We start from the raw sequence: 13,988 nt of genomic DNA, 5'->3' as shown, positions 1-13,988 counted from the left end.
CTGTCAAGTCCGCGTGTAAGTCTACTTATTGGAGCCCGTTGAGATGGCGGTGAGGCGCATTCCCGCGGTTGTGCTGGTCGGCAGGCCGAACGTCGGCAAGTCCACGCTGTTCAACCGCATCACCGAAACACGCCGCGCGATCGTCACGGCCGTTGCCGGGACGACGCGCGACATCAACGTGCAGCCGGCTGAATGGCAGGGAACCGCGTTCTCGCTCGTGGATACCGGCGGGATGTTCGGCGAGAGCGAAGATCCCCTGCATGAGCTGGTGGTGGTGCACGGACGCAAGGCCATCAAAGGTGCGGACGTCGTCGTGTTCATCGTCGACGGACGCGAAGGGCCGGTCCCTGGCGATGCGGAAATCGCGCAAGCGCTTCACGAGGCAGGCAAGCCCGTCATCGTCGCCGTGAACAAGGCGGACGACCGCCGGGCGCACGGCCGTTCCGTGGAGTTCTACCAGTACGGGTTCGAGCCGGTGCTCGAGATTGCGGCCGAGCACGGTATCGGAATAGGCGATTTACTCGACGAGGTCCTGAAGCGGCTGCCAGCCAGGCGGCCGGTGCCGTCGACGCCGCCGACGGAGCTGGATGCCCACGCCAGCCAGGACGCGGAACTCGCCGTGGCCATCGTGGGACGGCCGAACGTGGGCAAGTCATCGCTCCTGAACCGCCTGCTGCGCGAGGAGCGCGCGATGGTGAGCGACATGCCGGGTACCACCCGCGATGCCGTCGATGCCGTGCTGCGATGGCACCGGCGGACGTTCCGGCTGGTCGATACCGCGGGCATCCGCCGGCCGGGACGCGTCGCGCGGGCCGGGCAGATGGAATCGGTGAGCGTGCTCGTCGCGAGACGCGCGATCGAGCGGGCCGACGTGGCGCTGCTGGTGATCGACGCGACAGAGGGCGCGACCGACCAGGACGGCGCCATCGCGGGAGAGGTGGAGAAGGCGGGCAGCGGCGTGGTCATCGTCGTCAACAAGTGGGATCTGATGAAAGGCCGCGGGCAGGATTACGCGAAGGAGTTCGACGACAAGCTGCGGTTCCAGTTGAAATTCCTGGAGTATGCGCCGCTGCTGCACATCTCGGCGCTCACCGGCGAGCGGACGCCGAAACTGCTCGAGATGGTGGACAAGGTCGCCGTGGCACGCGCGCGCCGGATTCCGACGGGAGAGCTGAACCGTTTCATCCAGGCCGTGACCGCCTCGCACCCGCCTGCAAGCCCGGGCAAGAGGGAAGTCCGCATCCTTTACGCGGCGCAAACGGCGGTGAATCCGCCGACGTTCGTGTTCTTCACGAACGTCGCGACCGAGTTCCATTTCTCGTACGAGCGGTTCCTCAGCAACCGGTTGCGAGAGTCCTTCGGCCTGATCGGCACCCCGATCCGGATCCAGGTGCGGAAGCGTCAACGGGGGGTCAGGTCTTGAGATTCCTTGGTATACTGGCCGAACGAACGATGCTCGCGGAACTGCCGAACAGGTCCCTGTTCAAAGCGCCCGAGGTCTGCGAGATCGCGCAGCTCCAGCCGTACGTGCTGCGTTCGTGGGAAGCGGAGTTTCCCGATCTCGGCGTGACGCGCGCGGGATCGTCCGGCCGCGTCTATCGTCGTGACGATCTCGATCGCGTGTTGCGGCTGAAGCATCTGCTCTTCGTCGAAGGGTTGACGCTCGCGGGCGCGCGACGGCGGCTGGAAGAGGAACGCGCGCCGCTGCCGGCGATCGAAGAGTTCGCGGCCGACGCGGCGGCGTCCCGGCCTGCGGCGGGCGGGGTCTCTTCGCCGGACAAGCGCGACGGCGCGCTGCGACGACAGCTCGGCGCCGTGCGGCAGGGACTGCGCGAGCTGCTGGACATGTTGGAGACGGAAGGGGCGGCGCAGCGTCCGTTTGAGTTGCACGCGCCGCGCGGACCGCGTCCGGCCAAACACGCGGCGAAAGCGAAGGCCTCGAAGGGGGCCAGCCGGGCCAGGCACCGCAAGGCGCGGTAGGCCCGGGTCGCGGCTGAAAGCACCGAAAGGCCGCGAGAAGGCCGCCTCGCGAGAGCGAGAATCGGGATGTAGCGCAGCCTGGATAGCGCACCAGACTGGGGGTCTGGGGGTCGCGGGTTCGAATCCCGCCATCCCGACCAATTTTCCCCCCACCCGCGCAGTGTGCGCGCGCACGGGCGCCGCACAGTCGCACGCCGTCTCGCTCCCAAACTCAGCCGAATCGTGCCACATTTGGGCATGATCCGCGTGCGGATCCGGGCGATGATGTTGCACTCTATTGGGTAGGATCCACTTGGAGGTGTGCGCGTGATGGCTTTTTCGGATACCGGCGATGGCGGTGCCAGCGAGGCGCCTCTCCCCTCGGAGACCATCCTGCTCGTTGAAGACGAACCGGCCGTCAGGGCCCTGTTCGCCGTGGCCCTCCGGCAGGCGGGCTACCAGGTCCTCGAGGCGCGCAATGGGACCGAAGCGCTGGCGGTGTTTGCCGAGGCCCGCGAAGAGATCAGGCTGCTGCTGACCGACATCCGGATGCCGTACCTGGGAGGAACCGAACTCGCGGCAAAGCTTCTGAAGGAGAAGCCGGAGTTGCGGTTGCTCTATATCTCGGGGTATCCGACGCGCCTCGAGTTGGGGCCCAACTCGGCGCTGCTGCAGAAGCCGTTCGTCCGCGCCGACCTGCTGCGGGCGGTGCGTGACATGCTCGATCGACCGATTGTTTCCGCCTGAGCGGAACTCATCCCAGGAAAATGATGGCCGCGATGGCCCAGAGCGCGAGCGCGAGGCCGGAGGCGACCGTCAGGTCCTTCCAGAGCGGCGTGCGCCCCTCCTCGTCGAGACCGTCGTTCGGTTCGATGAAGTCGAGCGAAACCTGCGCGATGTTCGGCTGGCGCCAACGCGCGACCGTCCACTCATCCGACCGTGATGAAAACATACGTCCTCCCGCCCAGGATTCGATGGGACGCGGTCGCCTGAGCAACGGACCTGCCACGACTCGCGAGGATGGGGAGCGGCCTCGCTTTGCTGGCATCTTCAAGCGGCGGTGAGGTTTAAAGCGACGGCTCAGCCATTCTTCGGTCGAGCGAACCGCCGAGTTGTGCATTAAGTTCGACGGGGCGCGTCGCGAATCAGTGCGGTTTGGCGGCGGCGGTTTGCGATAGACTGGCGCGGCCGAGCGCCGCTTGGAGGCCGCCGTGATCCGTCTCGCCGCCGCGCTGTCGCTTGCGCTCACGGCAACCGCCCTGCTCATCGCCGCGCAGCAAACGCCCGCCGTTGCGCCGCGCCAGCCGACGTTCCGTTCCGAAGCCAATTACATCCGCGTCGACGCGTTCATCGCCACCCGCGACGGCGTCGCGATCGAGGACCTGACACTCGCTGATTTCGAGCTGCTCGAGGACGGCGTCCTCCAGAAGATTGAGGCGTTCGAGCACGTCCGGATTCAGCCGGCAGGGCCCCAGGTCGCCCGCATCGAGCCGAACAGTCAGCAGATCGGGCATCAGATGGCTGCCGAACCGCGGGCGCGGGTCTTTGTCCTGTTCCTCGACGTCGACCACGTGCCGGTCGAGGGGTCCTATCGCCTGAAGACGGCGCTCGCGGCGATGCTCACGCGGATGCTGGGGGTTGATGACTTCATCGGCATCCTGACCTCACGGCACAGCCCCACGGATCTGATCCTGGCCCGGAAGACCGCGCTCATCGAAGAGCAGCTGGAGAAGTACTGGTACTGGGGGCAGATGCACGGCCTGTCGCTCCACCCCGACGAAACGTCCTACCTGGCCTGCTATGGCCGGTATCCGGGCGGGGAAACGGTCGCCTACGAGATGATCGCGCGCCGCCGCGAGAAGCTCGCGCTCGACGCGCTGCGCGACCTCGTGGTCTATTTGCGTGGCGTGCGCGAGGAGCGGAAGGCCGTGCTGATTCTGACGGCGGGCTGGCCGTTGTTCCGGCCGGATCTGCGGCTGGCGCGCCCGCTCGGATCGCGGGGCGGCGGCGTCATGGCGCCGCCGCCGATCATCGTCGGTCCGGGCGGGCAGCCGCGATCGGGCGACGACCCGAGAGAGCCGTCGCAGCAGACGCGCTGCGACCAGCACCGGCTCGAACTCGCGCAAATAGACCACTGGGACGCGTTCCAGCGGCTCATGCAGGATGCGAATCGCGCGAACGTGAGCTTTTATCCGATCGACCCTCGCGGCCTGGTCGTGTTCGACACGCCGATCAGCGCGCCCGCGATCCCGAGCCTGACGATGGACGCGGCGATGGTGCGCGCGCGTCAGACCTCGTTGCGGACGCTGGCGGAGGAGACCGATGGCCTCGCGGTCGTGAGCACGAACAACCTGGTCGAAGGTCTGCGGAAGATCAGCGCGGATCTCACGTCGTATTACCTGCTCGGGTACTACTCGCCGAATGCTTCGCTCGACGGCAAATATCACCGCATCACCGTGCGCGTGAAGCGGCCTGGTGCGGTGGTGCGCGCGCGGAAGGGCTATCGTGCCGCCAGCCGGGATGAAGTGGCGCGCGGAGCGGAGGTGTCCGCCGCGCCGCCCGCCGCGGCGCGCGCCGGCAACGCGGCGGCGGCGTCCGCGCTCAACCGGCTGTCGCTCATCAGGCCGGACGCGGCCATGTATGTCCATGCGACGCACGAGCGCGGCGGTGCGCTCTGGGTGGCCGGGGAAATACCGGCCGCCACCGCGCGCACCGACGCGTGGGCGCGCGGCGTTCGCGTCTCGATCATGGCGGTTGACGCGTCGGGCAGCACCGTGGGGGTCGCGCGAAAGGAGATCGCGCCCGGACAGCGCGATTTCGTCACCCCGGTCGCGCTCGACGATCCCGCTGTCACGCCCGCGCGCGTGCAGGTCAGGGCCGAGCCGGCCGGAGCGCCGGCGGTGGGGCTCGAAGTGGCGCCGCTGGCAGGGGCGCCGCTTCTCATGCGCCGCTCGGGCGCGGCGACCCCGAAAGCGGCAGCCGATTTCAGGTTCTTCCGGACGGAGGAACTGATCTACCGGTGGCCGCTTGCGGCGTCGGAATCCTCCGGGCGCGTCCGCGTGCTGGATCGCGCCGGCGAAGGGATGGCCTTGTCCTCGTCGCCTGTCGAGCAGTCCGCCGACGGCGGCCGGTGGATGACGGGCACACTGACGCTGGCGCCCCTCGTCAACGGCGACTACCTCCTCGAGCTGACCAAGCAGGCGGCTGGCGCGACGAAAACGGTCCTGGTGCCGTTCCGGATCGCCCGCTAGAGCAGCGTCGGGAGCTGCAGCGAGATCCACCTGACGGCATCCCGCAGCTCGGGGAAGAGCGTCTCGGCCTGCACCAGGTCGCCGGCGAGCGCGAGCCGCTCCATCTGCGCGGCGGTTCGCCGGGCGTCGCGGGCGGGAAAGTTCGCGATCGCGCCGTTCAGGGCGTGGGCGCTCTTTCGCACGCCATCGCGGTCTCCCCGATCGAGAGCGGCGCGCAGTTCTCCAACCAGCCGCGGGCCCTCGCCCAGGAACAATTCGATCATTCGTCGCACGAGTTGTTCGTCGCCGAAGTGCGCGAGGAGCTCGGCGCGGCCGGCCGACACCGCATCCGGGTCGGGGCCGGGCACTTCTTTCGGGCCGGTCTCGAGAATCGAGAGCAGCATCGATGTCGGAATCGGCTTCGCAAGGAAGTAATCCACGCCGGCGGCAAGACCTCGCGTCCGGTCCTCGGGTCTCACGGCGGCCGTGGCGGCGATGATCGGCACGCGCCTCGCCGTGTGTCGCTCCGCCTGCCGGATGGCGCGCGTCGTCTGCAGGCCGTCCATTTCCGGCATCTGCCAGTCGACGATGACGGCGTCGATGCGCGTGGCGGTGAACGCGGTCACCGCTTCGGCGCCGTTTGACGCGGAGACCACCTCATAGCCACGCGCGCGGAGGAGGTGCGAGAGCAGCTCGCGCTGCAGCGGGCTGTCATCCGCCATGAGGATTCGGCGAATCCCGCGCGCCGGCTCCCGGCGACGGTCGCCGGTGGTTTCAATCGCCACGCCGGCCGGGCCGGCCTGGGCGCTCTCGTGCACGCGCAGCGCAGCCGTGAAGTGGAACCGGCTGCCGTGGCCCGGTTCGCTCTCGACCCAGAGGTTCCCGCCCATCAACGAGGTGAGGTGCGCGGCGATCGAGAGGCCCAGTCCCGTTCCGCCGTAGCGGCGCGTGGTCGATCCGTCGGCTTGTGCGAACGCCTCGAAGATCCACTTCTGTTTCTCGGGAGGTATGCCGATGCCGGTATCGGCCACCTCGACATGCACCAGCGCCTGCCCGTCGGCGAGCGCGGCGACGCCGACGCGGACGTTCACGCCCCCCTTCTCCGTGAACTTGACCGCGTTGCCGACCAGGTTCGAGAGCACCTGTCGCACGCGCACGGGGTCTCCGACACAGATATCGGGCACGTCCGGTTCGACGCCGCGCGCGAGCGAGAGCCCCTTGTCTTCGGCCGACAGGGACGCCGTGTCGAGCACTTCATCGACGATGGCGCGCAGTGAAAACGGGACGTGCTCGAGTTCCAGGCGCCCCGCGTCCATCTTCGAGTAGTCGAGGATGTCGTTGATCGACGCCAGCAACGATTCGGCGCTGACCTGCATCCGCCGGAGGTGGCGGCGCTGCTCGTCGCCGCGCGCGTCGCGCGCCAGCTGCGACAGTGCGAGGATGGCGGCCAACGGCGTGCGCAGCTCGTGGGTGATGTTCGCGAGGAATTCCGCGCGCGCGCGCCCGGCGGTTTCCGCGCGGCCGCGCGCCTCCTCCAGCAGCCGGGCGTTTTCCTCGAGCTGCTCGATAAGTTCCTGCGGGCGGGTCACGTCCCGCACGGTCACGGTCAGGCCCAGGAAGCCGCCGCCGTCATCGTCGGTGGGCTGGGCGTGCCAGTGGAGGATGCGCCCGGCGGAGCCGCGCACGTGCCCGTGCGCCTCCGCGCGCGCCGCAACCACATTGCGCAGCACGCCGTCGAACGGCGCCCCGTCGGGGATCGTGCGCGCCTGCCGGCCGAGGATGCCCGCCGCCTCGCACCCCGTCGCGGCGGCCGCGTCGAAGCCGAGCAGCTGGCCGGCTTGTGCGTTGGCCGATTCCACGTGCCCGCGCGGGGAGATGAACGCCAACCCGTCGGAGGTGGCGTTGAAAATTCGCAGCAGCAATTGCTGCTGGCGCCACGCCGTGTGCGAGAGTTCTTCCGCAAGCCGCTGCGTCTCCGCGCGCCGCCGGCGGTACCGCTCGCCGGTCCTGGCGATCAGCGAGATGTACAGGCTGCCCGCGTAGATGAGAAGCGTCTTCGTGATCTCGACGGGCCAGGAGACGGGACGGCCGTCCACCCACACGGCGTACAGCAGCATCGCGGGATACATCACCGTCGCGAGGTGCGCGAAGATCACCGCGCGGCGCAAGCTGACGATGGTCTGGTCCGCCGTGCGCAGAACCATGACGAAGAACAACCAGCTGCGGTCGGCGCCCGTGACATACACCGCGGCGGCCCAGAACGGCAGGTCGGCAGCGAGGAAAATGATCGACGGGTCGAAGCGCGTCAGGCGGCCGTGCAGGACCCGCAACAGGAGTGCAGCGGCCAGCGCGTACGACATGAGCGCGCCGGCAAACGGCAGCCAGGCGCCCGCCGACCCGAACACCAGCCGATTGTGCAGGAGGACCGCGAGGGCGAGCAGCGCGCAGCCGGCGATGCGGATCCGGGGGATTTCGACCAGGTGGAGGGCCGCGAGGCGCCGGGCACGCTCGGCATCGCGCGCGGCGGAGTCCGGGCCCCAATGGGTGGGACCCGCGGCGGCGCCCGCACCAGCGGCGTCTGGGGGCATGAAGAATATGGAGCGGGCTACGGGAATCGAACCCGTCTAGCTGGCTTGGGAAGCCAGAGCATTACCACTATGCTAAGCCCGCGTCGCGTCCATTTTACCTCACCGGCGGATAAGCCCGAGCACCTCGTCACGGCGCCGATCCATTTCGCCGGCGGTGGTCGCCTCGAGATTGAGCCGCAGCAGGGGCTCGGTGTTGGAGGGGCGGACGTTGAAGTGCCAGTCGGGGTACTCGACGGAAATGCCGTCCATCCTCGTGATGTGGCCGTCCGCGTAACGCCGTTCCAGCTCGTCGAGTTTCTGCTGCACCAGCGCCATGTCCGGCAGCTTCGTGTTGATCTCGCCCGAGATGAAGTACTTCTTCCGCAGCGGCTCGAGCAGCTCGGCGAGCGTCTGCCCCTTCTTGGACATCAGCTCGAGGATGAGGAGCGCGGGGATGAAGCCGTTGTCCGCGTAGAAGTTGTCGCGGAAGTAGTAGTGGCCGGTCACCTCGCCGCCGAAAATCGCGTTCTCCTCCCGCATCCGCTTCTTGAAAAACGCGTGGCCGACGCGGTTGATGAGCGCCGTGCCCCCGTAGCGCGCCACGATGTCCTTGACGGCGTAGCTGGCGCGGACGTCGTACACGATCCTGGCTCCCGGGTGCTTCAGGAGGAATGCCTCGGCGAGCAGCGCCGTCACGAAGTCGCCGGCGATGAACTCGCCGTCCCCGTCGATGAAGAAGCAGCGATCGGCGTCGCCGTCCCACGCGATGCCGATGTCGGCGTGCTCGGCGAGGACCGCCTCGGTGATGTCCCGGCGATTCTCTTCGATGAGCGGGTTCGCTTCGTGATTGGGAAACGTGCCGTCCACGTCGAAGCACAGCCGAGTGGTCCGGCACGGCAGGCGGTCGAACAGCGGCGGCGCGACGAGCCCGCCGATGCCGCTGCCGGCATCGAGAACCACGTTGAACGGCTTGATGAGCGGCGGATCGATGAAGGACATGACGTGCCTGACGTAGTCCTCGAGCACGCGGCTTTCCGACACGCGCCCCCGCGCCGCCGCGTTGGCGGGCAGCCCGCCGCTCACGATCGCGTCGCGGATGTCTGAAATACCCGCGTCGCCCGACAGCGGGAACGCCTCCCGCCGAACCAGTTTCATGCCGTTGTACTGTTTCGGATTGTGGGACGCGGTGATCTGCGCGCCCCCGTCGTGTCCGTCGCGTGCAACGGCAAAGTAGAGCATGTCGGTGCCCATCAAGCCGTAGTCCACGACGTCGCAGCCCTGGTCGAGGGCGCCGTCGATGAAGGCCCTGGCGATCGACGGCGACGAGAGGCGCATGTCCCGCGACACGGCGATTCGCCCCGCGTGCAGGTACGCGACGAACGCGCGGCCGATCTGGTAGGCGACCTCTTCGTTGACCTCGTCCGGATAGATTCCGCGGACGTCGTAGGCCTTGAAGATTCCGGGATTCACTGCCATGTGCGCTCAGCCTCTCGGTCCCGCCGGGGGCTCGCATCGCGTGTAGTCGGTCAGGACGGACTTGTCGCCCAGAATCGCGCCGTCGGGGACGACGACGTTCCGACCGACGTGGCAATGGCGGCCGAGGATGGCGCCGCCGACGAGCGCCTCGCGTCCGACCCAGCTGTTCGCCCACAGGATGCCGCCATCGACGACCGCGTCCTCCTCGATATGGCACTGGCGGCCGATGACCGACCACGGCCCGACACGCGCCCCCGGCTTGATGTTCGCCCCCTCGGCGACGAAGCAGGGCCCCTCGAGCCTGGCGCCGTCCTCGACGCGCGCGTCGGGGGAGATCCACGGCTGGCTGCCGACCGCGTCGAAGGGGGGCGCGATGAACCGCCCGTCCATGATGTCCCTGTGGACCTGCAAATACTTCGCCGGTGTGCCGATGTCGATCCAGTACCCGCGGTAGATGTAGGCGACGAACGTCTCGCCGCGCTCGACGAGCGAGGGGAAGTAGCCGCGCTCGATCGAAAACGTGGTGTCCTTCGGAATGCGATCGAAGGTGCCGGGCTCGAGCACGTAGATGCCCGCGTTGATCGTGTCGCAGGTGATCTGGTCGGGGTCCGGTTTCTCGAGGAACCGCTGCACGTTGCCGTCACGGTCGGTCTCCACGAGCCCGTACGCGCGCGGATTGTCGACCGGCGTCAGCACGATCGTGGCGCGCGCGCGGCGCGCGCGGTGAAGCGCCAGCACCTCGGCGAGATTCACCTGCGCCAGCACGTCGCCGTTGAAGACCACGACCGAGTCGTCGAGGTACTGCTCGGCGTACTTGATCGCGCCGCCCGTGCCGAGCGGGTTCGGCTCAACGAGGTACCGGATGCGGATCCCGGCGTCGCGTCCGTCGCCGAAGATTTCCTCGATGCGGCGCGGCTGGTAATTGAGGCTGAGGATGACCTCGTCGATTTCCGGGATCTGGCGGAGCAGGTCGATCTGGTAATAGAGAAACGGCCGGTCGAAAATCGGCACGATCGGCTTCGGGGTGTGCAGCGTCAGCGGACGAAGTCGCGTGCCCTTCCCGCCGGCAAGGAGGATGGCTTTCATGGCAAACGCTCATTACATCACAACAGAACGCTCTCCTGATAGAATCCTCCGAACGGCCCCGCACCAATGAACCTGCCGAATTCACTGACCGCGATCCGCATCTTTCTCGTCCCGCTGCTCGTCGTGGTGCTGCTGACCAAGTTCGAGGGGCGGCTGATTTTCGGGATCCGCAAAGAACTGATCGGCGCCGCGATTTTCGGGCTCGCCGCGCTGACCGACTGGGCCGACGGCTATCTCGCGCGCCGCCGCAAGCAGATCACCACGCTCGGGCAGCTCATGGACCCGCTCGCCGACAAACTGCTGATCACCGCGGCGCTCGTCTCGCTCGTGCAGATGGACCTGGCTCCCGCCTGGATGGTGGCGGTGATCCTCGGGCGCGAGTTCGCGGTCACGGTGCTGCGCAGCATCGCGCACGCGCGCGGCGTCACGATCTCCGCGTCCCCGCTGGGCAAGTTCAAGATGGCGTCGCAGGTGGTGGCCATCCTCCTGCTGATCCTCGGCCGGGACCACCTGCAGGGCTTTTTCGTGCTCGGGAGGATCGCGCTGTGGGTCGTGGTGGTGGCGGCGGTCGTGTCGGCGATCGACTACTACCGCCGCTTCAACACCGTGCTCTCCGGGGGGAAAGTCACCCGGAACGTCGCCTAGATCATTTGTGCGGCGCGGCGAAGTCGCCCGCCATCACGGCGTCGCGCATGTCTTCCACGCGGACCATCGAGACATCCGGCTGCAGCGCGACCACCATCGCGCGCGCGACGATGACGTTCGGCCCTGCGTCGCTGGGCCGGTAGATCGTGAAGCGCTGGCCCGGCTGAATGCCCTGGTTGCTGCCGCGGTCCACCAGGAGAAGCGAGCCTGACCCTCCCAGGTTCTGCCGCTCGGCCCCGAACAGCACGCGTCCCGCCTCGGTGTAGTCCGGCTTGCCCTCCGGCAGCGGCGTGGGGACGCTCGGCACGGCGAACGGCTCGAGGAAGTCCCCCGGCGAGATGCCGTCGCACTCGTGCAGGATGGATGCAATCGCCCGGTGCGACTGCACGTCGTCGATGCGGATCCAGCCTGCGGTGGAGACGGCGTGCACGGGCTTCTCACCCTGCCTGGGAAGCTCCCGCGGCGGCACGATCCGGCGGACGAAGAACTCCTGCCCGGATCGCAGGCCCTCCTCGCTCCCGGCATTGATCACGATGCGATGCCACGGCGCGTACACGCCTTTTGCGCCCGTCAGGGAGCCTCCGACCGTCATCTTCATGTCGGGCGGCTCGTACGACGCGCGCGGGCCGCAGGCAATCGCCAGTGCCTCGTTCGAGAGGGTGGTCTGGGCCGCCGCGGGCACCGCCGGCAGCGCGCCGAGGATCACGGCCAGCGCCAGGCGGGTGATGCAACGAGGACCGGTCATGGTCAGCTCCTGCTCTTGAGCTCGGCGATGCGCTTCTGCGCCTCGGCGAGATACTCGCTGTTCTGGAACTCGTTCACGAGCCGCTCGTAATAGGGCAGGGCCTCGGCCGCGCGATCCAGTTTCACGAGCGCCTCGCCCAGGTGGTAGTACGCCGCGTCCCGATACGTGTACTCGGGGTCGCGCGCGAGCAGCGACTTGAGCCGCTCCACCGCCCCCGGGTACCAACGATTTCGGTAGTAGAAGACCGCAACTTGATAGTCGGACTCGGCCAGGCGATCCTTGGCCTCCCGCATCCGGGTGCGGACTTCCGGCATCAGGCCGCTGTTCGGGTACCGCTCGATGAAGGCCTGGAGTTCCTGGATGGCTTCCTTCGTCTCGGTCTGGTCCCGCTGCGGGTTCTGCATCTGGTAGTAGTGCGCCATCGCGAGCTTGAACTGCGCGTAGTCCGCACGCGGGTGTGTGGGGAAGAACGTCAGGAACTCCCGGAACTCGCTGATCGCCAGGATTCTCGCTTCCGTCGTCCCGTCGCCCAGATAGCTGTCGCCGATGCCGAGCTTGGCATCCGCGCGGTATTGGCTCTGGGGATAGCTGTCCACCAGCTCGCGAAAATAGTCGCGGGCCGTCAGAAACTTCCGGTCGTTCAACGCCGCGGTGCCCTGCTCGAAGAGGAACTTGTCCGGTTGCGCCGTGCCGGGCGGGATCCGCTTGGGACCGGAGGCGCAGGACACGGAGAAGAGAAGGCAGACGAGAGCGCCGAGGGAAACCACGGAGACACGGCGGCGCAGCGACGCGCGGAGGGCGGGCTCCTCGCCGTTGGCCCGACTTCGTCGGGCGATCCGGGCGGCGCGAAGCGCCGGCGGCGAGGGGTGCTCTGTGCGTCCCCGTGCCCCTGGGTCTCTGTGGTTTCCAGCGGCGTTCTCGAACGACTCTGCGATCTGTGTGTTCATGCTGTCAGTGAGCTTTCCAGCCAGCGGCACTCGGCCGCGATGCCGTCCTCGAGCCTGGTCTTCGGGGCGAACCCGAGGTCGCGGCGCGCCGCGGTCGTGTCGGCGTACGTATCGCGCATGTCCCCCTTCTGCGCGGGCTCGCGCCGGATGTTCAGCGGGCGGCCGGCACACCGCTCGACGATGGCGAGCACCTCGTTGATCGACACGCGCGAGCCGCCGCCGATGTTGTAGACGCGCCCGGCGACGCCGCGCTCGGCCGCCGCAATTGTGGCAGCCACCGCGTCGGCGACGTAGGTGAAGTCCCGCGTCTGCTCGCCGTCACCATACAGCGAGATCGTGCCGCCGGCGAGCGCCGCCCTCAGGAATCGATGAAATCCCATATCAGGACGCTGGCGCGGCCCGTACACCGTGAAGTAGCGCAGCGAGACGGTCGGCACGGCGTAATTCACGAAATACAGGTGGCAGAGCTGCTCGGCTGCCAGCTTCGTCACGCCGTACGGCGACACCGGCTGCGGCAGCGCGTCTTCCTTCATCGGAATGCTGACGTGGTCGCCGTAGACCGACGAACTGGACGCGTACACGACCCGTTCGAGCGGCCGGTCCACGCACGCTTCGAGGAGCCGCTGCGTCGCCTCGACGTTGTTCGTCGTGTAGGTCTGGAAATCGCGCCCCCAGCTCTTTCGGACGCCCGCCTGCGCCGCCAGGTGGAAGACGTGCGTCCGCCCCTCGAGCAGCGCGCCGAGATCCGCGCTCTGGAGCGCAGCCTCGACGAACCGGAAGCCCGGCCGGCCGGCCAGCGGCCGCAGGTTCGATTCCTTCGTCGACCGCGGATAGTAGTCCGTGAAGCAATCGACGCCCGTCACGTCCGTACCCCGGTCGAGCAGCGTGGTGGCCAGGTGCGAGCCGATGAAGCCCGCCGCCCCCGTGATCAGCGCCCTCATGAAAATGCCTTTCGCAGGTCCTCCGGCAGGCGCGTGGGTTTCCCGCGCGGATCGACCGCGGCATGCATGGTATGCCCCGAGGCGATCGGGGCGCCATCAACACGCCGCACGACGTCGTACTTGAATTTCATCCGCACCGGCGAAAGCACCTCGCCGGTCGTGCGGATCTCGATCTCTTCATCGTACCGCGCCGGCTGCCGATACTCGCAGTGCGCCTCGATGACCGGCAGGATGACACCATCCTCCTCCAGCTGCCGGTACGTCCGGCCGAGCGCCCGCATCAGGTCCGCGCGACCCACCTCGAACCAGACCAGGTAATTGGCGTAATACACGACCCCCATCCGGTCGGTCTCGGCATAACGGACACGCACGATGGAAATGGAAGACCGCAC

The 13,988-nt window shown here is 67.9% G+C and carries 13 protein-coding genes and 2 tRNA genes; 6 read left to right on the top strand and 9 right to left on the bottom strand.

Features of this window, described 5'->3' with window-relative positions:
- Nucleotides 1-43 precede the first annotated feature (43 nt).
- From der to HYU53_12685, 4 genes are all read left to right on the top strand, one after another.
- Entirely contained in the window at nt 44-1,423 is a 1,380-nt protein-coding gene (gene der, locus HYU53_12700; GenBank protein MBI2222050.1) for a ribosome biogenesis GTPase Der, read from the top strand.
- A 29-nt stretch (nt 1,424-1,452) separates the two neighbouring features.
- Nucleotides 1,453-1,980, top strand: coding sequence for a MerR family transcriptional regulator (locus HYU53_12695; protein MBI2222049.1), 528 nt, complete (start codon nt 1,453-1,455; stop codon nt 1,978-1,980).
- 62 nt (nt 1,981-2,042) lie between these two features.
- Nucleotides 2,043-2,120, top strand: a tRNA-Pro gene (locus tag HYU53_12690).
- A gap of 169 nt (nt 2,121-2,289) precedes the next feature.
- Nucleotides 2,290-2,706, top strand: a complete 417-nt coding sequence (locus tag HYU53_12685; GenBank protein MBI2222048.1) for a response regulator — start codon at nt 2,290-2,292, stop codon at nt 2,704-2,706.
- 7 nt (nt 2,707-2,713) lie between these two features.
- Here HYU53_12685 and HYU53_12680 read toward each other — a convergent pair whose 3' ends face one another.
- Entirely contained in the window at nt 2,714-2,911 is a 198-nt protein-coding gene (locus HYU53_12680; protein ID MBI2222047.1) for a hypothetical protein, read from the bottom strand.
- A gap of 259 nt (nt 2,912-3,170) precedes the next feature.
- On the opposite strand from HYU53_12680, the gene HYU53_12675 reads away from it, so the two are divergent.
- Nucleotides 3,171-5,210, top strand: a complete 2,040-nt coding sequence (locus tag HYU53_12675; GenBank protein MBI2222046.1) for a VWA domain-containing protein — start codon at nt 3,171-3,173, stop codon at nt 5,208-5,210.
- Here HYU53_12675 and HYU53_12670 read toward each other — a convergent pair.
- The 4 genes from HYU53_12670 to HYU53_12655 all read right to left on the bottom strand — a co-directional run bounded on the left by HYU53_12670 (nt 5,207) and on the right by HYU53_12655 (nt 10,318).
- Nucleotides 5,207-7,777 carry a response regulator gene (locus HYU53_12670; GenBank protein MBI2222045.1) on the bottom strand — a complete coding sequence of 857 codons (2,571 nt, stop codon included), beginning with the start codon at nt 7,775-7,777 and terminating at the stop codon, nt 5,207-5,209. The genes HYU53_12675 and HYU53_12670 overlap by 4 nt on opposite strands.
- An 8-nt stretch (nt 7,778-7,785) precedes the next feature.
- A tRNA-Gly gene (locus tag HYU53_12665) sits at nt 7,786-7,859 on the bottom strand.
- A gap of 17 nt (nt 7,860-7,876) precedes the next feature.
- The gene (locus HYU53_12660) at nt 7,877-9,232 is read right to left on the bottom strand and encodes a phosphomannomutase/phosphoglucomutase (protein ID MBI2222044.1); all 1,356 of its coding nucleotides are present in this window, start codon (nt 9,230-9,232) and stop codon (nt 7,877-7,879) included.
- A gap of 6 nt (nt 9,233-9,238) precedes the next feature.
- Nucleotides 9,239-10,318, bottom strand: coding sequence for an NDP-sugar synthase (locus HYU53_12655; GenBank protein MBI2222043.1), 1,080 nt, complete (start codon nt 10,316-10,318; stop codon nt 9,239-9,241).
- Between the two features lie 66 nt (nt 10,319-10,384).
- Here HYU53_12655 and pgsA point away from each other — a divergent pair, with 66 nt between their 5' ends.
- Nucleotides 10,385-10,963, top strand: coding sequence for a CDP-diacylglycerol--glycerol-3-phosphate 3-phosphatidyltransferase (gene pgsA, locus HYU53_12650; GenBank protein ID MBI2222042.1), 579 nt, complete (start codon nt 10,385-10,387; stop codon nt 10,961-10,963).
- Between the two features lies 1 nt (nt 10,964).
- Here the strand turns inward: pgsA and HYU53_12645 are convergent, their stop codons facing one another.
- The 4 genes from HYU53_12645 to HYU53_12630 form a co-directional block, all read right to left on the bottom strand.
- Complete coding sequence (locus HYU53_12645) at nt 10,965-11,708, bottom strand: hypothetical protein (protein MBI2222041.1); 744 nt, start codon at nt 11,706-11,708, stop codon at nt 10,965-10,967.
- A 2-nt stretch (nt 11,709-11,710) separates the two neighbouring features.
- Complete coding sequence (bamD, locus tag HYU53_12640) at nt 11,711-12,436, bottom strand: outer membrane protein assembly factor BamD (protein ID MBI2222040.1); 726 nt, start codon at nt 12,434-12,436, stop codon at nt 11,711-11,713.
- 215 nt (nt 12,437-12,651) lie between these two features.
- A complete protein-coding gene (locus HYU53_12635; GenBank protein ID MBI2222039.1) occupies nt 12,652-13,596 on the bottom strand; it encodes an NAD-dependent epimerase/dehydratase family protein in 945 nt (314 codons plus the stop codon).
- Nucleotides 13,593-13,937 carry an acyl-CoA thioesterase gene (locus HYU53_12630; GenBank protein MBI2222038.1) on the bottom strand — a complete coding sequence of 115 codons (345 nt, stop codon included), beginning with the start codon at nt 13,935-13,937 and terminating at the stop codon, nt 13,593-13,595. The genes HYU53_12635 and HYU53_12630 overlap by 4 nt, the downstream gene beginning before the upstream one ends.
- Nucleotides 13,938-13,988: the final 51 nt, after the last annotated feature.

Source organism: Acidobacteriota bacterium (assembly GCA_016184105.1).
Taxonomy (GTDB): Bacteria; Acidobacteriota; Vicinamibacteria; order Vicinamibacterales; family 2-12-FULL-66-21; genus JACPDI01.
Note: the sequence above shows the minus strand (reverse complement) of the source record. Positions and strands in the feature narration are given on the sequence as shown.